The 20,359-nt window shown below is 68.4% G+C and carries 12 protein-coding genes; 3 read left to right on the top strand and 9 right to left on the bottom strand.

Features of this window, described 5'->3' with window-relative positions:
- Positions 1-189: 189 nt before the first annotated feature.
- The 8 genes from tsaB to JLDANKMP_RS05440 form a co-directional block, all read right to left on the bottom strand.
- A complete protein-coding gene (gene tsaB / locus JLDANKMP_RS05475) occupies positions 190-903 on the bottom strand; it encodes a tRNA (adenosine(37)-N6)-threonylcarbamoyltransferase complex dimerization subunit type 1 TsaB (RefSeq protein WP_212560695.1) in 714 nt (237 codons plus the stop codon).
- A gap of 9 nt (positions 904-912) precedes the next feature.
- Entirely contained in the window at positions 913-2,961 is a 2,049-nt protein-coding gene (locus JLDANKMP_RS05470; RefSeq protein ID WP_212560694.1) for an ATP-dependent DNA helicase, read from the bottom strand.
- 554 nt (positions 2,962-3,515) lie between these two features.
- The gene (locus JLDANKMP_RS05465) at positions 3,516-4,052 is read right to left on the bottom strand and encodes a hypothetical protein (RefSeq protein ID WP_005414256.1); all 537 of its coding nucleotides are present in this window, start codon (positions 4,050-4,052) and stop codon (positions 3,516-3,518) included.
- Entirely contained in the window at positions 4,049-6,487 is a 2,439-nt protein-coding gene (gene mrcB / locus JLDANKMP_RS05460) for a penicillin-binding protein 1B (protein ID WP_044571433.1), read from the bottom strand. The genes JLDANKMP_RS05465 and mrcB overlap by 4 nt, the downstream gene beginning before the upstream one ends.
- Before the next feature lie 84 nt (positions 6,488-6,571).
- Positions 6,572-7,624 (bottom strand): glycosyltransferase family 2 protein, encoded by a 1,053-nt coding sequence (locus JLDANKMP_RS05455; protein ID WP_212560693.1) that lies wholly within the window; start codon positions 7,622-7,624, stop codon positions 6,572-6,574.
- 74 nt (positions 7,625-7,698) lie between these two features.
- Entirely contained in the window at positions 7,699-8,589 is an 891-nt protein-coding gene (locus JLDANKMP_RS05450; protein WP_005414259.1) for an NAD-dependent epimerase/dehydratase family protein, read from the bottom strand.
- Between the two features lie 63 nt (positions 8,590-8,652).
- On the bottom strand, positions 8,653-10,224 hold the full coding sequence (locus JLDANKMP_RS05445; protein ID WP_212560692.1) for a hypothetical protein: 1,572 nt from the start codon (positions 10,222-10,224) through the stop codon (positions 8,653-8,655).
- A 30-nt stretch (positions 10,225-10,254) separates the two neighbouring features.
- A complete protein-coding gene (locus tag JLDANKMP_RS05440) occupies positions 10,255-12,411 on the bottom strand; it encodes a bifunctional (p)ppGpp synthetase/guanosine-3',5'-bis(diphosphate) 3'-pyrophosphohydrolase (RefSeq protein WP_043035705.1) in 2,157 nt (718 codons plus the stop codon).
- Between the two features lie 130 nt (positions 12,412-12,541).
- Here JLDANKMP_RS05440 and JLDANKMP_RS05435 point away from each other — a divergent pair, with 130 nt between their 5' ends.
- Entirely contained in the window at positions 12,542-13,078 is a 537-nt protein-coding gene (locus tag JLDANKMP_RS05435; RefSeq protein WP_005410728.1) for a hypothetical protein, read from the top strand.
- Positions 13,079-13,151: 73 nt separating this feature from the next.
- On the opposite strand, the gene hrpA is transcribed toward JLDANKMP_RS05435, so the two are convergent.
- On the bottom strand, positions 13,152-17,237 hold the full coding sequence (gene hrpA, locus JLDANKMP_RS05430) for an ATP-dependent RNA helicase HrpA (RefSeq protein ID WP_212560691.1): 4,086 nt from the start codon (positions 17,235-17,237) through the stop codon (positions 13,152-13,154).
- An 86-nt stretch (positions 17,238-17,323) separates the two neighbouring features.
- Between hrpA and JLDANKMP_RS05425 the strand changes: the two genes are divergently transcribed.
- Both JLDANKMP_RS05425 and recQ read left to right on the top strand, forming a co-directional pair.
- Positions 17,324-17,872, top strand: coding sequence for a Dps family protein (locus JLDANKMP_RS05425; RefSeq protein WP_005410730.1), 549 nt, complete (start codon positions 17,324-17,326; stop codon positions 17,870-17,872).
- Between the two features lie 639 nt (positions 17,873-18,511).
- Entirely contained in the window at positions 18,512-20,317 is a 1,806-nt protein-coding gene (gene recQ / locus JLDANKMP_RS05420; protein ID WP_212560690.1) for a DNA helicase RecQ, read from the top strand.
- Positions 20,318-20,359: the final 42 nt, after the last annotated feature.

The following is a 20,359-nucleotide window of genomic DNA, read 5'->3' as shown; positions in this document are numbered from 1 at the left end:
TGATTTTCCGTGGCGGACGCACACGGAAACTGTCAGAGGTCGGGCGGGGTGGGTTCGCGGGGGTGTCCGCGGCATGGATGCCGCGGCCAAGCCCCCATGGACGGGTTTACGGCGTCCCCCGCGAACCCACCCCGCCCGGCCAAGCGCGGCTTTTGGTTTATGCGATCAACCAACCCCGCCACGAGGGGCTCAGCCGTTGGCCTTCGCCTTCGCCTCGCGCGCGGCCTGCTGCTCGACCAGGGTCAGCGCCACATTGTCACGCAGGTACGCCGGCTCGACCTTCTCCGGTGCAATGGCTTCGCCGCGAGCGAACGCCGGCACCGCCAGTGCCAATACATCCGACGCCCGCGGCAGCGCCGTCGCATCAAAGCCGCACAGGCCGGTGCCCAGCTGGGTCACCAGTGCCCCCTCGGCTGCACCGAAACCGGTGCCGACACCGTAGGCCGACATCCCTTCCGGCAGCGCAACTGCAGCGGGTGCGCACACGCGCTCGGCATCACGTGCCACCGGCAGGCCGTCTACACGCTCGAAGCGCGCGACGTACAACTCCCCCATCCGTGCGTCGATCGCCGACAGGATCTGCGTTTCGTCCGCCGGTGCCCGCAGCGCCAGCGCCTGCAGTGTCGAGACCGGCAGCAACGGCCGATCCAGTGCCAGCGCAATGCCTTGCGCGATGGCGATCGCCAGGCGCACGCCGGTGAACGCACCCGGGCCGCGGCTGAGCGCGATACCGTCCAGCTGCCGGCGGCTGATGCCGGCTTCGGCCAGCAGCGCCTCCGCCCACGGCAGGCTCAGTTCGGCATGCCGGCGCGGGGCGATCTCGAAGCGTTCCAGCACCTGCCCATCGACATGCAGGGCAACGGAACAGGCTTCGGTGGCGGTTTCAAAGGCGAGCAGTTTCATCGGATCGGGTCAGAACAGGGGGAACGTGGCACCGGGCGCCGGCTCGGGGCCGGTCGCAACGGCGGCCGGAGCAGCCGCATCATCGGCCACGGGCGCCCATTGTGGCGTAAAGAAGGCCTGCACATCGGCCAGGCTGCGGGTACGGCGGAATGGCGGCAGTGAATCGAGGAAGACCCGGCCATAGCCACGGTTGAGCAGGCGCGGGTCGCACAATACCAACACACCACGGTCGCTCTCGCTGCGGATCAGGCGACCGACGCCCTGTTTCAGCGCGATCACCGCCTGCGGCAGCTGCTCATCGCGGAACGGATTGCCACCCTGGCTGCGGATCGCCTCCAGCCGTGCCTCGTACACCGGATCGTCCGGCGCCGCGAACGGCAGCTTGTCGATCATCACCACGCTCAGCGCCTCGCCCACCACGTCCACGCCCTCGCGGAAACTGGCCGAGCCCAGCAGCACGCCATTGCCCGATTCGCGGAAGCGCTGCAGCAGCGTCGCGCGCGGCGCCTCGCCCTGCACGAACAACGGCCATGGCCCATCACGCAGTGCCTCGGCGGCCTCGCGCAATGCACGGTGCGAGGCAAACAACAGGAATGCCCTGCCCTGCGACGCCTGCAACACCGGCCGCAGGGTCTGGATCAACGCAGTACCGAAGCCCCGCGCAGCCGGATCAGGCAGGCCTTCGGGCAGGTAGCACAATGCCTGCTCGGGCCAATTGAACGGACTCGGCTGGACCAGGATGTGCGGATCGTCCAGGCCCAGGCGGGTGGCGATGTGGTCGAAGCCACCGCCCACGGTCAGCGTCGCCGAGGTGAAGATCCATGCCGCGCGACTGCGTTCGCGATGCTCACGCAACGGGCCGGACACATCCATCGGCGTGCGCTGGCAGCGAAAACCACGTGGCGTGAGCTCGTACCAGAGCACATCAGCGGCAGTGGCGGTTTCCGCCGGGTCGGTATCGAAATCGAGGGCAGGTTCGTCATCGCCCAGCCAGCGGCTGAGCCGCGAGACCGCCTCGCGCGCCCGCGCATGGCAGGCATCCAGGCCCGCCGCGGCTTCGCGCAGCGGCTGCAGTGCCTGCTCCAGCGTCACCAACCCCGCCATCACCGTATCGAATCCATCGCGCACCTGCGGCATCGCCAACGCGCGCCATTGCGTGCCACGCGGCGGTAGTCCCTCCATCGCCGAACGCAGGGCCAGCAGCGCCTGCTGCAACTGGTCGACCGGTTCCTGCAGCGCCGACTGCGCGCCGCCGACGCCACGCGCTTCGGCCAGGCAGTCGCGGCCCAGTTCCTGCCACGGGCGCATGCCGAAACCTTCGCCGAAGAACTGCGCGGCCAATTCGGGCAGCTGGTGTGCCTCGTCGATGACGAAGGCCTGCGCCCCCGGCAGCAATTCACCGAAGCCATCCTGCTTCAGAGCCAGATCGGCCAGCAGCAGATGATGGTTGACCACCACCACGTCGGCGGCCTGCGCACGCTGCCGCGCGCGCACCACGAAGCAGTCATCCCAGAACGGGCAGTCGGTACCCAGGCAGTTGTCGACCGTGGAAGTGACCATCGGCAGCAGCGGCGAGTCATCGGCCAGGCCTTCCAGTTCGGCGATGTCACCGAACTCCGAACGACCGGACCAGGCCAGGATGCGCTGGAACTGCGCCGCCTGTTCGGGGCTGGAAAAACGCGGCTCGCCGCGCGCCTGCTGCAGGCGATAGCGGCACAGGTAGTTCGCGCGCCCCTTCAGCAGCGCACTGCGCAGGCCGACACCAAGTGCCTGACGCACCCGTGGCAGATCGCGGTGGTAGAGCTGGTCCTGCAGCGCGCGGGTTCCGGTGGAAATGATGGTACGCAACCCGGACAGCAGCACCGGCACCAGATAGGCAAAGGTCTTGCCAGTGCCGGTACCGGCCTCGGCCAGCAGCAGGTCACGCTGCTGCAGCGCATCGGCGATGGCTTCGGTCAGGTGCAGCTGTGCCGGACGCGGGACGAAGGCATCCAGGTGCGAGGCGAGCGCGCCGCCGTCGCTGAGGGCTTCGCGGCTGGCATGGACTAGGTCGGACATCAGAGGGAAAGGATACCCGGCCGGGCGCTGCCCGGCACCCGTTTCAAGCCAGAGCCGGAGCAACAGCAACGGCAACGGCGGTCATGGCTCTGGGTTGCACGGAGGGCTGGCGGGGGACTGTGGGTTTGCGGGGACGCCGTAGACCCGTCCTTGGGGGCTTGGCCGCGGCATCCATGCCGCGGACACCCCGCAAACCCACAGTCCCCGCCTTCGACAGTTTCCCGGTGACGGAGGGACGTGCTTCGCAAAGTCGAGCTTGCTCGACTGGCAGTTCAGAAGCGGTGGGAGGAACGGGGAAAGAGGATGAATTACCGCGAGCGCGCGCAGCGTGCGACCCGCTTTTGATTTTCTTTTTCTCTTCCGTGGCTGGACGCACACGGAAACTGTCAGGGGCCGGGCGGGTGGGCTGCGCAGGGGCGTGAGCCGCATGGATGCGGCGACCGAGCTTACATGGACGTACTTGCAGCGTCCCCTGCGCAGCCCACCCGCCCGGCCCAATCACATGACCCGCATTTTGCGGCCAGCCACGAGGGGCTGCGCCGTTGGCTGAAAACTCAGTACCGCTTGATCCCCGGCACCGTGCAGCCCTCAATCTGCGCATGCGCCGACACCGCATTCTCCTTCTCGCCCCGCGCCAGGCGCGACTGCTCGATCGTCGCCCAATGCCGGCGGCACAGCGGCCCTGTCTTCGAGCCCAGGTCGACCGCCTTGCGCGCGAACGCCTCCGCCTGCGCCCACTGCCCCTGCAGCAGCGCCAGCTCGGCGCGCTCCTGCAGCACCGCCGGGTCACCAGCGACGATCTCCAGCGCATGGTCCAGGCTGCTGGCGGCACCGGCCAGATCGTTGGCCTGGCGTTGTGCCTGCGCGGTCACCCGCAGATCTTCCACCTGCGAGTCACGCAACGGCTGCACCGACAACTCCTTGTCATCCGGGCCAGCGGCTGCGTCAACTGCGGCCAGGCGCTGCGCCGGCGTGGTGGTATCGACCGGCTTGACCACCGGCGGTGCACTGCTCACGCAAGCGGCCAAGGCCAGGCTGAGGCCGGTCAGGGCCAGGGGCTGCAGCAGGGATCGCATGTTCATCGGCATCATCGGCTCGGGGGAGGAGTGGCGGCGGCGGGTGTCGCGGCAGGTTCGGCAGGCGCTTCCGGCTTGCGGTCCAGGCCGAACCAGCTGCGCCAGCCACCACCCTCGCCTTCGGCCTCGCCCTGCCCATCCGGCGACACCGCCGGTGCACAGGGCGCATAGGCCGGCGCATAGCCGACCACGAACGGGAAGCGGCGCGCTCCCGGGCAGCCTTCGTCGGTCGTGTTGAGGCCGCTGGCGGCCACCGACTGCCAGTCCAGGCCTTTGTTGCTGACCCGCAGCGGCGCACTGGGAAGACGCTGGAAGATGCCCGACCAGACCCGCATCGCGCCGGTGGCACCGTACAGGCCAGCCTGCTCGTTCTGGTCGTTGCCGATCCAGATCACCGCCAGGTGATCCCCGGTGTAACCGGCATACCAGCTGTCACGACCATCGTTGGTGGTACCGGTCTTGCCGGCCGGCTGCAGGCGGCTGAGGCCATCGGCGTTGAGCCGCTGCGCGGTGCCGCTGGCAACCACCTGCTGCAGACCGACACTGATCAGGTTGGCGGCAATCGAATCGCCTTCCTGGGCCGGTGCCGGGGTCTTGTCGTAACGCTTGAGCAGCTTGCCCTGCGGATCGAGCACGCCACGCACCGCATGCAATGGCTGGATTTCGCCACCGGACGCGAGGAACTGGTACAGCTGTGCCATCGCGTATGGGCTCTGGTCGGTCGAACCGAGGATCACCGCCGGATTCGCTTCGGCCTTGATGCCGGCCAGCACGTGGATCAGCTGGGTCACACGCTCGGGGCCGACCTGCATGCCCACGCGCACCGTGGCCTGGTTGTAGGAATGCGCCAGCGCGTCGATCAGGCGCACGGTGCCGTGGCTGCGGTTGTCCGCGTTGCCCGGGCTCCAGTTGCGGCCACGGCCGAGCTGCACCGTCACCGGCGAATCGTCGACCCAGCTGGCCAGCGAGTAGCGGTCCGGCTGCGCCAGCGCCAGCAGGTACACGAACGGCTTCAACAGCGAGCCGACCGGGCGTTGTGCTTCGATCGCTCGATTGAACCCCACCTCGGACACCTCACGGCTGCCGATCACCGCCAGCACGTCACCGTTGTGCACGTCGGTCAGCACCATGCCGGCCTGCAGTTCGGGACGGCGCTTGCTTTCCAGCGACTTGATGGTGCGGGTCACCGCGCCTTCGGCATAGGCCTGCGCAGACGGCGACATGCCGGTCATCACGCTCAGGCCGGCGCCCTGCAGCGCCGATTCCGGATAGTCATGGCCGAGCTGGCGGCGAACCAGGTCCACATAGGCCGGGAAGCGGTTGGCCGCCACCAGGCCCGGCGTCTTGGGCACGCCCAGCGGCGCCTTCAACGCACGCTGGTACTCGGCATCGTCGATCAGCGTCGCCTCATGCAGCTTGCCTAGCACGAAATTACGGCGATCCAGCGCGCGTTCCGGGTTGCGCCGCGGATCGTAGTAGGACGGGCCCTTGACCAGGCCGATCAGCAGCGCGATCTGCTCGGTTTCCAGCGATTGCAGGTCACGGCCGAACCAGAACTCGGCGCCGGAAGACATGCCGTGGATGGCCTGGCTGCCGCGCTGGCCCAGGTACACCTGGTTGAGATAGGCCTCGAAGATGGTGCGCTTGTCGTAGCGCGCCTCCATGATCAGCGCGTACAGCACTTCATTGAATTTGCGGGTGACCGTCTGTTCCTTGCCGATCCCGAGCAGGCCGCTGCGGGCCAGCTGCTGGGTCAGCGTGGACGCCCCCTGGCGACTCTGGCCACCGGAACGGACCGTCACCCACACCGCGCGCGCGATGCCGGACAGATCGATGCCGTGGTGACGGTTGAAGTCCTTGTCCTCCACCGCCTGCAGGCCGGTCACCAGCAGGTCCGGCGCCTCGTCCATGCGGATCAGGCGGCGTTCTTCCTGCTTCTGCCCGTACAGGGTGGCAATACGCGCCGGGTCCAGGCGCGCAGCCTTCAGCGCCTTGCGGTTGTCGGCATCACGCAGCGACGCGACCGCACCGTCTGCCAGCGACAGTTCCAGCCGACGCGGTGCGACGCGGCCATCCACATCGTTGTAGCCACGGCTGGAAATGACAAAGCGCCCGCCGTTCACCGCATAGGTCGCCGGCTCCTTGCCCTGCCCGTCATCGCGGTAGGCGGATGCGGCGAGTTCGGTCTTCAGGGTCGCCGCGTCCATCGCCTTGCCGGGCGTGAGCACCAGCGGCCGCGCATATACCCGGGTCGGGATCTGCCAACGCAGTTCACCGAAGCGCTGGGTCACCTGTTGGTTCAGGTACAGCGTATAAGGGATCAGGAAGCCCAATCCCAACGCGACCGCAGCCATGCTCCAGGTGATCAGGCGACGCCGCCACAGCGGGCTGTCGTCCTGCTGGTCGTCGTCGAAATCGTCGATGTCGTCGGAATCGTAGCGTCGGGGCACGGGCATGCAGGCAGGTAGGGTCTGGCGAGTCTAACGCAGGCGCCGCGGTGGCTGGCAGGCGATGGCCCGCGGTTTCACTGCAGTTCAAGCAGCGCGCGGCGCCTGCCACCCAGCCCACGCGCCCGCAAGCGCTGCCCAGCCCCCTTTCCAGCCGCCCCCCGCCAGGCAGACGTTGGCCAGGCGTGCGATCAACCGCGGCGCATCATGGGCGATCCAGCCTGCCGGCACATCCACACGGCGATACAGCTGCAGGCGCGACCAGGCCATGCGCCAGGCGAGCGCGTGAAGTCCCTGGAAGCGCTCCGGCGCCACCACCACGCCGCGCTGCCCCAGCAGATCGGCCAGGGCCAGCAGGCGCCCGGCCGTGCGCTGGCGCGCCTGTGAATCGAACAGATCGAGATGGCGCAGGCGTTGCAGGAAACCGCGGCGACTGGCACCGATCTGGTTGTTGCCATGCTGCCGGTAGTCGATGGTCGGTTCGGCCAGCATGTCCAATCCTCCACGCAGCGATGCGTGGACCGCCAGCCATTCGTCGTGGCTCCAGCCCGGCGGGACCGGCAGCGATCCGGCCAGCAGCCCGCGGCGCAGCGCACAGGTGGCACCGGTGATGAAGTTGCGCAGCAGGATCGCGTCGATCGCAAGGCCCGAGCGTTCCAGCTCGACCTCGGCCGGATGGACCACCAGTACCTCCAGCAGCCGCTGGCCAAGCGGCGCGCCCTGCGCGTCCACCAGCCATGCATCGCTGTGCAGCAGCAACAGGCCCTGGTCGGCGTGGAAGCGCTCCACGTAGCGGCGGACACGCCCCGCATGCCAGACATCATCCTGGTCGCACAGGAACAGGATGTCGGCCTGGCAACGCATCAGTGCATCGGCGAAATTGCGCACATAGCCGAGATTGCGCGCGTGCTGGACGATCTCGACACGGATGCCCAGCGCCTGTGCACGCGGCACGAAGGCCTGCAGCAGCTGCAGCGTCTGGTCGCTGGAACCGTCATCGCCGATCATGACTTCGTTCACCGGAAGATCCTGGTCGAGGATGCTGTCCAGCTGCGCCTGCAGGTAGCGCGCACCGTTGTAGGTGCACAGCGCGACGCCAATGCGCTCGGCAGGGGCCGATCGGGATGGCGCGTCAGGCATCGAACGTACTCGCGGAAACAAGGGCCGGGGGATGGTAGCAGAGCCCCTCCCAAGAGGATGGATACGATGGCTGGCTAGCCGTTGCCGGGATACGCAGCGATCCGCTGCACGGCCTGGGCCGCGCTCATCGGTCGCCACGTGTCCGCGTCGGGCTGGAACGGCCGCGGATGTACGTCCAGCAGCGCCTGCAGTGGGCCATTGTCCGCAATCAGATCCTGCTGCAGGCGTGACACCGGACCACGCGCCCGCGGCAGCACCGCAGCCAGGCCCCGCAGTGCCGCGCCCGGCAACGGCAGCGCCAATGTCGGCTGTGCCAGGCTGGCGTGCACGCGGCGGAACATCGCGTGATAGGGCAGGCGCTCGCCACCGCCGATTTCCAGCACCCGTGCCGACGCTGCACCGGTGGCGATGCAGGCCACCACGGCGCGGGCGATATCGTCGGCATGCACCGGTTGGCGCAGGCCTCCCACCAGCGGAATTGGAAACAGGCGCAGACGCAGCGCACGCTGCACGATCGGGGTGATGCTGCGGTCGATGCCGGCGCCATAGATCAGGGTCGGCCGCAGGATCGTCCAGCCCATGCCAAGACGCTCGGCCTGCGCGATCAGGCCCGCTTCGCCCCGCTGCAGCATCGCCACGACGTCCTGCTCGTCGGCCTGCTCGGAATTCTGCTTGCTCAGCACGCTCATCGAACTGGTGGCGATGACCTGCCGCGCGGGGGCCGCCGTCTGCCGCGACAACCACTGCGCCAATGCTTCAAGGGGGCCGAAGCTGGCAATCGCCTGCCAGTCCGGAGACGGCACACTGTCCAGCGCAGCCGCCAGGTCCCCGCACAGCCACTGCACGCCGTCCTGTGCCGGCTGCGGTTGCCGGCTCACCGCCTGTACCCGCCCATGCGCCTGCACCAGGCGCGGCAGCAGGAACCGGCCGATCTGGCTGGTGGCTCCGGAAACAAGGACGGTCATCGGCACTCCGTGGGGATGTTGCGAGGGGTGGCTACTATAGCGGTCCCTCCGGCAGCGGCGGGCTCAGGGCGACGACACCCCGATGTCGCGCAGGCGCTGCCGCAACTGCTGGTACTCGCTGCTGGAAGGGCCGACGCCAAGCTCGCCCGCCTGCTGGAGCGCACGTTCGGCAAAGGCGACATCTCCGTTGCCCAATCGTTCGCTGCCAATCGCAAGCCAACGCTGCGCGAGGCGCTGGCGGGCCGCAGGCAGGCCGCCGGCGGTGGGAGACAACGTCTGCCAGGCCTGCAGGCAGGCACCTGCAGCCTGCACCCGGTTCTGCCGGAGGTTGTCGTCGAAACAACGGCGACTGGCAGGCAGCAGGCGCGCGGCCGCGGCCTTCACCCGTGAATCGCGCGGTGCCAGCGCCTGTGCTTCGCGAAGGGCATCGAATGCGCTGTGCCCCGGCGGGCTGATCCATTGGCCTGCGCGCTCGGCGCGTTCGATCCGGCGCAGGTGATCGCGCAGCTCGCGTTCACGCTGCGCGTTGCTCACTGCGGGCTGCTGCAGTGCCTCCCGGGCCTGCCGTGCACGCTGCAGGCGCTGCACCAGTTGCTGGCGTGCCGCCTGCGAAGCGCCCAGTGCTTCGGCCAGCACGGCATCACGCTGCGCCGCCTCGAACTGGAAATCGTCGGCCTGGATCTGGCTTCGCGCCAGCACCGCCTGCAGCACCTGCTCGCGGCCCCGCTGGGCAGTGGGATCGTCCGGCGCCACCGCCAGCACGGCCAGGAACCCCTTTGCGGCAGGTTCCAGCTGCTGTCGCTGAAGTGCGCGCTGTGCCTGCCGCAAGCGCTCGTCGACCGCCCGTGCCAGGGCCTCCTGGCTGGCGGGAAGATCGGCGTGGCCTGCATCGAACAGGCGCGCGCGCTGCAACGTCGCAGCGGCTTCAGCCAGTTCCCCGCGTCCGGCCAGCGCGCGCGCGTGCTGCAGCAGATCGCTCAGTGCATCCTCGCGCCCCTCCAGAGCGGGCAGGTTGTCCGGCTGCAGTGCCAGGATGCGCTGGAACAGCGGCAGCGCACTGCTGTCGCCATCGTCCAGCCGGCCGGCCGCAAACGCATTGCGGGCCTGGGCCAGCAATGCGCCGATACCGGCGCCGGCGCTACGCCGCGCCTGCAGTTGGCGGGCCACGGCGTCGGCGTCGCCCTGCGGCACCTGCAGCTCGCGGGCCAGCGCCAGTGACTGCGCGCTGCCCTCGAGATCGTCGCCCTGCAGCTTGTCGCGGGCCTGCTGCAATGCTGCCGCGGCGGTTCGTGCAAGGCCCTGGCGCGCCTGCGGCCGATCGCCATCCAGTGCCAGCACCGCCTGGTAGCGCTCCCGCGCACCACTGCCGTCGGCCGCACTCAGCCGGCCGGCGGCGAGCGCGCGATCGCCTTCGACCAGCAGCTGTTCGATCTGCGGCTCGTCCCAGAACCAGTCGGCCAGCGGCTTGCGCAGCAGCACCAGCAGCACGAACACCGCCAGCGCCGCGACCAGCGCCCATCGCCAGACCCGCCGCGCATGACGTGCCTGCAGCCACCACCAGCGGCCTTCGCGGCGGACGCGATCCAGCGCAGGGTGTTCAGCGCCATGCGGGCGATGCGGGGGCTCGCGTTCCATGCGTGCAGGGTAGCCGGGGCGGCGTGAAGCTCAGCCGAGGCGACGCGCCTCGCTCACACCCGGCAGCGCGTCCAGCTTGCCCAGCAGGTTCGACAACTGGTCGTAGTCGCTGACCTTCAGCCTCAGGCGCAGATGGGCACGGCCACTGTTGCGCACGTTGTCACTGTGGATGTCGAGCACGTAGGCGTCTTCCTGGGCGATCAGGTTGGTGATGTCCTTCAGCAGCCAGCGGCGGTCGACCGCATTGACCACCACGTCCACCTCGTAGCCGCCCCCGGCCTGGCCCCATTCCACCGGCAGGATGCGCTGCGGGCTGGTGGCCGCCAGCCGGGCCAGCGCGGCACAGTCTGCCCGGTGCACGGTGACACCACGGCTACGGGTGAGGTAGCCGACGATCGGTTCGCCGGCCACCGGCTGGCAGCAGCGCGCCAGCTGCACCAGCAGATTGCCCACGCCCTGCACCGTGAACTTGGACTTGCCCAGGTTCTCGCGGCGGGCGGTCGGGCGCGGAAGCGCCGGCGCAGGGGCCGGCTGGCTGGCCGCGCGCTCTGCTTCCAGCAGCGTACGGCTGACCTGGTTCGGGCCGGTGTCGCCCAGCGCCACCTGGATGTAGAGGTCGTCAACGCTGTCGGCATGGAACTTCTTCGCCGCCACCGCCAGATCCGAATGCTGCAGCCCCAGGCGCTTCAGCTCGCGCTCGAGCAGTTCGCGCCCGGCCTGCACGTTGCGCGCGCGGTCCAGCTTGTGGAACCAGCTGCGTACCTTTTCGCGCGAGCGGTTGCTGGCCAGGAAGCCCAGCGCGGGCATCAGCCAGTCGCGGCGGGGGTCGGCCTCCTTGCCGGTGAGGATCTCGACACGGTCGCCGCTGCGCAGGCGATAGGTCAGCGGCACGATGCGGCCATTGACCTTGGCGCCGCGACAGCGGTGGCCCACCATCGTATGTACCTGGTAGGCGAAATCGAGCGGCGTGGCCCCCTGGGGCAGGTCCAGCACCTCGTCCTTCGGGCTGAGCGCATAGACCCGGTCCTCGGTCAGCTCGGCGTCGAGTGCCCCGGCCAGTTCATTGCCCTGCCCGTCCTGCGCCTGCTCCAGCAGCTGGCGCATCCAGGTGATCTTGCGATCGAACGACTTTTCCGCGCCCTTGCCGCCTTCCTTGTACTTCCAGTGCGCGGCCACGCCCAGCTCGGCCTGGGAATGCATCTCGTGGGTGCGGATCTGCACTTCGATCGTGCGCCCTTCCGGGCCGACCACGGCGGTGTGCAGCGAACGGTAGTCGTTGGCCTTCGGGCGTGCGATGTAATCGTCGAACTCGCTCGGCACCGGGGCCCACAGCGCATGCACCACACCCAGCGCGGCGTAGCAGGCGGCGACGTCGTCGACCATCACCCGCACCGCGCGGATGTCGTACAGCTGGTCGAACGCCAGCCGCTTCTTCTGCATCTTCCGCCAGATGCTGTAGATGTGCTTGGGGCGGCCACTCACTTCGGCATGGATGCCCTGTGCGGCCAGCTCGCGCGACAGCTGCTTCTTCACGTTCTGCACGTAGCGCTCGCGCGCCACGCGGGTTTCGTCCACTTCGCGCGCGATGCGGCGGTAGGTTTCCGGCTCCAGGTGGCGGAACGCCAGGTCCTCCAGCTCCCACTTCAGCTGCCAGATGCCCAACCGGTTGGCCAGCGGCGCGTGGATGTCGCGGGTCAGCTGCGCCAGCGCCCGGCGCTGCTCGTCGTCCAGCTTGTCGGCAGCGCGCATTCTCGCCAGCTGCCGGGCCAGCAGGATCGGCACCACGCGCAGGTCGCGGATGATCGCCAGCAGCAGGCGGCGCAGGCCCTCGCTGTTGCGCCCGGCCTCGCGGCCAGCATGCAGCGCCCAGACCGGATCGGCGGCGTCCTGGCCGTCGAGCAGGCCGATCACCGCCGCCTTGTGGTTGCCCAGCGGCAGCTGGTCCAGGCTGGCGCGCAGGCCGGGCAGGTCGAACAACAGCGCGGCAACCACCGCGCCTTCGTCGGCCGAGAGCATCGACAGTGCATCGAGGGTATCGCCCAGCACCGACCAGCTGGCGCGCATCTGGTGGTCGCACTCCGGTGCTTCCCAGTGTTCGCGCAGGGCCTGGCGCAGCGGAGCGGGCAGCACCGCGGCGGAGGGACGGTTCAACAAGGCATCCAGGCCGGGGACAGAAGCGCGGTTCACAGCATCGAGCAGGCAAGACAGAGGTTCCTACACTAGCGCCGGCGCCGTTCAGGGACAATCACCGCAGCCACCATCACCCGGCATGAAGACATGCCGCTACACTCGCCGGCAAACCCAGGAGAGTTCCGCCATGCCCTCGATCGCCCCACGTTTCCGTCCACGGCTGCTGGCCTGCGCCGCACTGCTGCTGTCCCTGTCGGCGCCTGCGCTGGCCCAGCGCGTGGTGGACGGTGACCTGCAGCAGCAGATGTCGCCGACCGAATTCAAGGCGGCCGGCCTGGACAAGCTGAGCGCGCAGGAACTGGCCACGCTCAACCGCTGGCTGCAGGGCAAGGTTGAAGCGGCGACGACCCAGGCTGTGGCAGCGGTACGCGAAGAAGCCCGCGAACAGGGCCGCCAGGAAGTGATCGTGAAGAACCGCGGGTTCTTCGATTTCGGCAGCAGCGAGCCGATCACCGGCGTGCTGCAGGGCGAGTTCCGTGGCTTCGGCAAGGGCCGCGTCTACGTGCTGGACAACGGCCAGGAATGGGAGCAGACCGACAGCACCAGCGTGGTCGGCGTGCGCAAGCAATCGCCCAAGGTCAGCATCAAGCCCGGCGTGATGGGCGTGTGGTACATGAAGGTCGAAGGCGTGAACAGCCAGCCCAAGGTGCGCCGCTCCAAGTAGTGGATCCACGCCACGCGTGGATGACATTCCACCGTACCCCGCCGGTCATCGTCCGGCGGGGTCGGGTCGCGGGTTACGAGGCCTGGCGCAGTGCCGTCACCCGCTGCGCCAGCTTCTTCGCCGAAATGCCGGTACGTGCCCCCAGCTCCTGCGCGAACAGCGACACCCGCAGCTCTTCCAGGTCCCAGCGCAGCGCCTGCCATTGCGGGCGATCGCGCAGGCCCTGCTGCTCTGCCGTTTCCAGCGCTTCCAGGAACGGATGCAGTTCCAGCATGCGTGCCTGGTCACGTGGCGGATCACGCTTGGCGCGTTCGGTGCGCAGGATCATCGCCTTCAGGTAGCGCGGATACTGCGCCAGCGCGTCGGCCGGCGTATCGCGCAGGAAACCGGGGTGGATCAGCCCGGACAGCTGCGCTTCCATGTCGTCCAGGTTGCCGCGTGCCCAACCCATCAACGGTGCTTCCAGCATCGGCTTCAGTTCCGCCACCAGCGCCAGGATGGTTTCGGCCAGTTTCAGCCGCGACATGGCCTCGCCGAACAGGGCCTTGGCCGCATGCTCACGGCGCTGTTCGAAGGCCGCCGCATCGCGGATGTCTTCCAGGCCCTCCGCCAACACCGCGTTCATCGCCGCATCCACCAGGTCTCCGCGCAGGCGCTCCTGCGACTCGATCGCCGCATACAACAGGCCGGTCTTGGCGCCCACCGGCAGCTGCTTGCGCGCCTGCTTGACCTTCTCGGCCAGGGCGATCTCCAGCAACCGGCGCACACCCAGCGGGTGCGCCTCCTGCGCCTGCTGGCGGTCGGCGAAGATGCGCAGCGCCACGCTGTCGCCTTCATCGAGCAGCGCCGGATAGGCCGGCACGCCGGCTTCGCCAGGCACCTGCAGCGGGATCGGCGTGGCCGGGAACGTACGCAGGCCATCGGCTGCCATCTCGCGCCCAGCGCGTGCAGCGAAGGCATCGCCGGCACGACCGCCGAATTTCGCGCGCAGTGCGTCCAGATCACGCGAAGTGGCCAGCACCTTGCCCTGCTCGTCGCGCAGCCGCAGGTTCATGTGCAGGTGCGGCTCGATCGAACCGGGCTCGAAATCGAGCGCGGTCACGGTGGCACCGGTTGCACGTGACAGGAAACGCGCCAGTTCGCCGGTGATGGCATCGGCGCTGGGCTGCGGGAACGCCTCGTAGAACGCGCGGCCGAAGTCCGGCGCCGGCACGTAGTTGCGGCGCATTGCCTTGGGCAGGCTGCGGATCAGTGCCGAGGCCTTGTCGGCGACGAAGCCCGGCGCCAGCCAGCCCAGCTGCACCGGGTCCAATGCATTGAGCAGGTGCAGCGGCACGTCCAGGGTCACGCCGTCATCGTCGGCGCCCGGCTCGAAGCGGTAATGCAGCGGCAGCCGCGCCTGGCCCAGCGCCAGGTACTTCGGATAGCGCTCCTGTTCGCTGCCCTCGCCGGGCAGCAGGTCTGCCAGCGACCAGTGCAGGGTCTTCCGCTGTTCCGGCGCCAGTCCCTTCCACCAGGTATCCAGGCCCGCGGCCGAATGGATCTGCGGCGGTACGCGGTCCAGGTACCAGCGTGCCTGCCAGTCCTCGTCGGCAACAATGCCGGCGCGACGCAGCTTGGCTTCCTCCTCGCGGGCGGCCTCCAGCACTTTCTGGTTGTCGGCCACGAAACTGGCGCGGGTGTTGATCTCGCCGGTCACCAGTGCCTGGCGCACGAAGATGTCATGTGCCTCGCCCGGCTCGATGCGGCCGTAATGCACCGGCTTCTTCGGCGCCAACACCAGGCCGAACAGACTGATCTGCTCGGAGGCCAGCACCTGTCCCTGCGCGCGCGACCAGTGCGGATCGAAGTGCTTGCGCAGCAACAGGTGCGGCAGCTCGGCAATCACCCAGTCCGGTTCGATCGCGGCCAGGGTCATGCCCCACACCTTCTGCGTATCCAGCAGGTTGGCCACTAGCAGCCACGGCGGCGGCCGCTTGGACAGCGCCGAACCCGGGAACGGCAGGAAGCGGCGCTGGCGTGGCGCCTGGAAATCGCCCTTCTCGGTGCGGTGGCCGATCTGCGTCGGCAGGCCCGCCACCAGCGCCCGGTGCAGGGTCTGGTAGGCGGCGGCGCGCACGCGTTCGCTGAAACCGCCGCCAACCGGCGCCTGTTCCTTCTGCGCGCGCACGGCCACCGGCGCCGGTGCGGTCTCCGCCTTGCCTTCGCGGGCCAGGCGCGCGGCGCGGTGCAGCTGGCCCCGGGTGGCTTTCACCGCCGCCGCGTCATCACGCGCCGGGGCCGGCGCACTGCTACCGGCCAGCAACGGCGCCATCGACGCCTCGCTGGCCTCTTCCTTCCAGCCCAGTTCCTCGCACAGCAGCCGCAGCTGGCGATGCAGCTCGCGCCACTCGCGCATGCGCAGGAAGCCGAGGAAATGACGTCCGCACCAGTCGCGCAGCTTGGACTGGGTCAGGTCTTCATGGGCCTGCCGGTAGGCATCCCACAGGCGCAGCACGCCAACGAACTCGGAGCGGCCATCGGCGAACTGCGCGTGCGCGCTGTCGGCCGCACCACGCGCTTCGGGTGGGCGTTCGCGCGGGTCCTGGATGCCCAGGAACGAGGCGATCACCAGCATCGGCCGCAGACAGCCGGCAGCTTGCGCGGCGACCAGCATGCGTGCCAGCTTCACGTCCACCGGCAGGCGTGCCATCTGCTTGCCGATGGTGGTCATGCGCCGCTCGGCGTCGATCGCGCCCAGTTCGGTCAGCTGCTGCCAGCCATCGGCTACCGCGCGCTCGTCCGGCGCTTCCAGGAACGGGAAATCCTCGATGCGGCCCAGGCCCAGCTGCAGCATGCGCAGGATCACCCCGGCCAGGCTGGAGCGGCGGATTTCTGGATCGGTGAATTCAGGCCGCGCCTGGAAATCGGCTTCGGCGTACAGGCGGTAACAGATACCTTCGGCGATACGGCCGCAGCGGCCCTTGCGCTGGTTGGCGCTGGCCTGCGAGATCGGCTCGATGTGCAAGCGGTCCAGCTTGTTGCGCGGGCTGTAGCGCTTGACGCGGGCGAAACCCGGATCGACCACGTAACGGATGCGCGGCACCGTCAGCGAAGTTTCCGCCACGTTGGTGGCCAGCACGATGCGCCGGTTCGGCCCGGGGTTGAACACCCGGTCCTGGTCCTGGTTGGACAGCCGCGCGTACAACGGCAGCACCTCGGTATTGCGGTACTTGCGCCGTTCCAGCGACTGGTGCGCATCGCGGATCTCGCGCTCGCCCGGCAGGAAGATCAGCACGTCGCCGCGCGCATCCAGGCGGGTGATCTCGTCAATGGCCGACACGATGGCGTCGTTGACGGTGCGTTCGCCCTGGTCTTCACCCTCGCCTTCCAGCGCGCGGTAGCGCACTTCCACCGGATAGGTACGGCCTTCGACGCTGATCACCGGCGCATTGTCGAAATGCTGGGCGAAGCGTTCGGTGTCGATGGTGGCCGAAGTGACGATCAGCTTCAGGTCCGGGCGCTTGCGCAGCAGCTGCTTCAGGTAGCCCAGCAGGAAATCGATGTTGAGGCTGCGTTCGTGCGCCTCGTCGACGATGATCGTGTCGTAGTTCGACAGCCAGCGGTCACTGGCGATCTCCGCCAGCAGGATGCCGTCGGTCATGAACTTGATGCGGCTGTCTTCGCTGACCTTGTCATTGAAGCGCACCTGGTAGCCGACCAGCTGGCCCAGTTCACTCTGCAGTTCCTGTGCCACGCGGCTGGCCACCGCACGTGCGGCAATCCGTCGCGGCTGGGTGCAGCCGATCATGCCGGCCTGGCCACGGCCGGCGGCCAGGCACAGTTTCGGCAGCTGGGTGGTCTTGCCCGAGCCGGTTTCACCGGCGATCACCACCACCTGGTGTTCGCGGATCAGCCCGATGATGGCGTCGGCTTCACGCGCAATCGGCAGCTGCGGGTCCAGAGTAATGGACGGCTGCTGTTGCGCCCGCACCTGCCGGCGCTGCACCGACGCCTGCAAGGCCTGCTCGAAGGTGGCGGCCAGTGCCGCATCCTGTGGCTTGGCCTGGCAACGCGAGAGCATCCCCAGCAAACGGCCCCGGTCGCGGCTCATGGCGCCGTCGATGGCGGCACGCTGTTGGCGCAGGCGGGGCGATGGATTTTTATCGATAGAGTTCATCAATCGGTTCGTTCAAAACTTTGAAAGCGACCAGTCATCACGACCGGTTTATTGTGAAGGCCAACGATTCCACAAGGAGGAACCCCATGGCGAAGACCAAGAGCACGACCAAGGCCAAGACCGGCAAGCAGAAGCTTGCTGCGGCGGCACCGTCGGCACCGAACATCGATATCGGGATCACCCAGGGCGACCGCAAGAAGATCGCCGATGGTCTGTCGCGCTTCCAGGCCGATGCGTTCACGCTCTACCTGAAGACGCACAACTTCCACTGGAACGTGACCGGGTCGATGTTCAACTCGCTGCACACCATGTTCGAGACGCAGTACACCGAGCAGTGGGCGGCACTGGACGACGTGGCCGAGCGCATCCGCGCGCTGGGCTTCAATGCCCCGGGCTCCTACCGGGAATTCGCTGCGCTGACCTCGATCGCCGAGGAACCGGGCCTGACCGACAGTGCGGACTGGCGTGAAATGGTACGCCAGTTGGTGGTCGCCAACGAAGCGGTCTGCCGTACGGCACGTGAAGTGCTGGAGGTGGCGGCCAAGGGGGATGACGCCCCGACCGAGGATCTGATGACCCAGCGCCTGCAGACACACGAGAAGTACGCCTGGATGCTGCGTTCCCTGCTCCAGTAAGGGTTGGGGGTGTTCGGCAGGGCTGCGCCCTGCACCCGCAGAGGCCTTGAATCAAAGGCCAGAGCCAGAGCAGAAGCTGGTTTCCTGAGGGTTGGCGGGGTGGATCCGGTGGCAGGGGACGCCGTAAACCCGTCCATGGGGGCTTGGCCGCGGCATCCATGCCGCGGACACCCCTGCCACCGGACCCACCCCGCCTTCGACAGATTTTCGCGATCTGCCGGCAAAGCCATTGGGGTCGGATCCGTTTTCCGTCGGAAAACGGATCCGACCCCATTTTGTTTGTCGATATCTGACAGATTTCATCCACGCATGGCGTGGATGGATCCACCGTCACCGGGAAACTGTCGGGGGTGGGGCGATGTGGGCTTGCAGGACCGTTGGCGCCATGGATGGCGCCATCGAGCCCCCAGGGGTGAGGGCGCTTTGCTTGCGAAGCACTGCTTCGCAAGCGCCCGAACGCACAGCCGCCAGCGGCTGGGCCGGACCGCGGAGCGGGGTTTACGGCGTGTCCTGCAAGCCCACACCGCCCCGCCCAGCCAGAAGACACCCCAGAGCCGGCTGTTGCCTTTGACGTTGCTCTGGCTTGTAGCAGGTGCAGGGCGCAGCCCTGCCGCCGCCTCCGGGAGGTAAACTAGCCGGATGCCTTCCCGTCCCGCGCACGACCTGCTCCAACGCGTCTTTGGTTACGACGATTTCCGTGGTCCGCAGCAGGACATCGTGGAGCATGTGGCTGCCGGTCATGATGCCCTGGTACTGATGCCCACCGGCGGTGGCAAGTCGCTGTGCTACCAGGTCCCGGCCCTGCTGCGTGACGGATGTGGCATCGTCATCTCGCCGCTGATCGCGCTGATGCAGGACCAGGTCGAAGCCCTGCGCCAGCTCGGCGTGCGTGCCGAGTACCTGAATTCAACCCTGGATGCCGAGACCGCCGGCCGCGTCGAGCGCGAACTGCTCGCGGGTGAGCTGGACATGCTCTATGTCGCTCCCGAGCGGCTGCTGACCGGCCGCTTCCTGTCGCTGTTGTCGCGCAGCCAGATCGCCCTGTTCGCCATCGACGAAGCCCACTGCGTGTCGCAGTGGGGCCACGACTTCCGCCCGGAATACCGCCAGCTGACCGTACTGCACGAGCGCTGGCCGCAGATCCCGCGGATCGCGCTCACCGCCACCGCCGACCCGCCGACCCAACGCGAGATCGCCGAGCGCCTCGACCTGCAGGAAGCACGCCACTTCGTCAGCTCCTTCGACCGCCCCAACATCCGCTACACCGTGGTGCAGAAGGACAACGCGCGCAAGCAGCTGACCGATTTCCTGCGCGGCCACCGTGGCGAGGCCGGCATCGTCTACTGCATGTCCCGGCGCAAGGTCGAGGAGACCGCTGAATTCCTCTGCGGCCAGGGCTTCAACGCCCTGCCCTACCACGCCGGCCTGCCGCCGGACGTGCGCGCCAACAACCAGCGCCGCTTCCTGCGCGAGGACGGCATCGTCATGTGCGCCACCATCGCCTTCGGCATGGGCATCGACAAGCCGGACGTGCGCTTTGTCGCGCATACCGACCTGCCCAAGTCGATGGAAGGCTACTACCAGGAAACCGGCCGCGCTGGTCGTGATGGCGAAGCTGCCGAGGCCTGGCTGTGCTACGGCCTGGGCGACGTGGTACTGCTCAAGCAGATGATCGAACAATCCGAGGCCGGCGAAGAACGCAAGCAGCTGGAGCGGGGCAAGCTCGATCACCTGCTGGGCTACTGCGAATCCATGCAGTGCCGCCGCCAGGTGCTGCTGGCCGGTTTCGGCGAGACCTATCCCCAGCCGTGCGGCAACTGCGACAACTGCCTGACGCCGCCGGCCTCGTGGGACGCGACCATTCCGGCGCAGAAGGCACTGAGCTGTGTCTACCGCACCGGCCAGCGCTTCGGCGTCGGCCACCTGATCGACGTCCTGCGTGGCAGCGAGAACGAGAAGGTGAAGCAGCAGGGCCACGACAAGCTCAGCACCTACGCCATCGGCCGCGATCTGGATGCGCGCACTTGGCGCAGCGTGTTCCGCCAGCTGGTCGCCGCCAGCCTGCTGGAAGTGGACAGCGAGGGCCACGGTGGCCTGCGCCTGACCGATGCCAGCCGTGACGTACTGACCGGCCGCCGCCAGATCAGCATGCGCCGCGACCCGGCCAGCAGCACCAGCGGACGCGAGCGTAGCGCGCAGCGCACCGGGTTGTCGGTACTGCCGCAGGACCTGGCCCTGTTCAACGCCCTGCGCGGCCTGCGTGCCGAACTGGCGCGCGAACAGAACGTGCCGGCCTTCGTGATCTTCCACGACAGCACCCTGCGCAACATCGCCGAGCAGCGCCCGACCAGCCTGGATGAACTGGCCCGGGTCGGCGGCATCGGCGGCACCAAGCTGAGCCGCTACGGCCCGCGCCTGGTCGAGATCGTGCGCGAAGAAGGCTGACGCCGGGCTCCCTGTAGCACCGAGCCCACGCTCGGCTGCCGT

The sequence above is a fragment of the Stenotrophomonas sp. PE591 genome, assembly GCF_018320795.1.
GTDB lineage: Bacteria > Pseudomonadota > Gammaproteobacteria > Xanthomonadales > Xanthomonadaceae > Stenotrophomonas > Stenotrophomonas maltophilia.
This window is presented reverse-complemented; position numbering and strand designations above follow the sequence as displayed.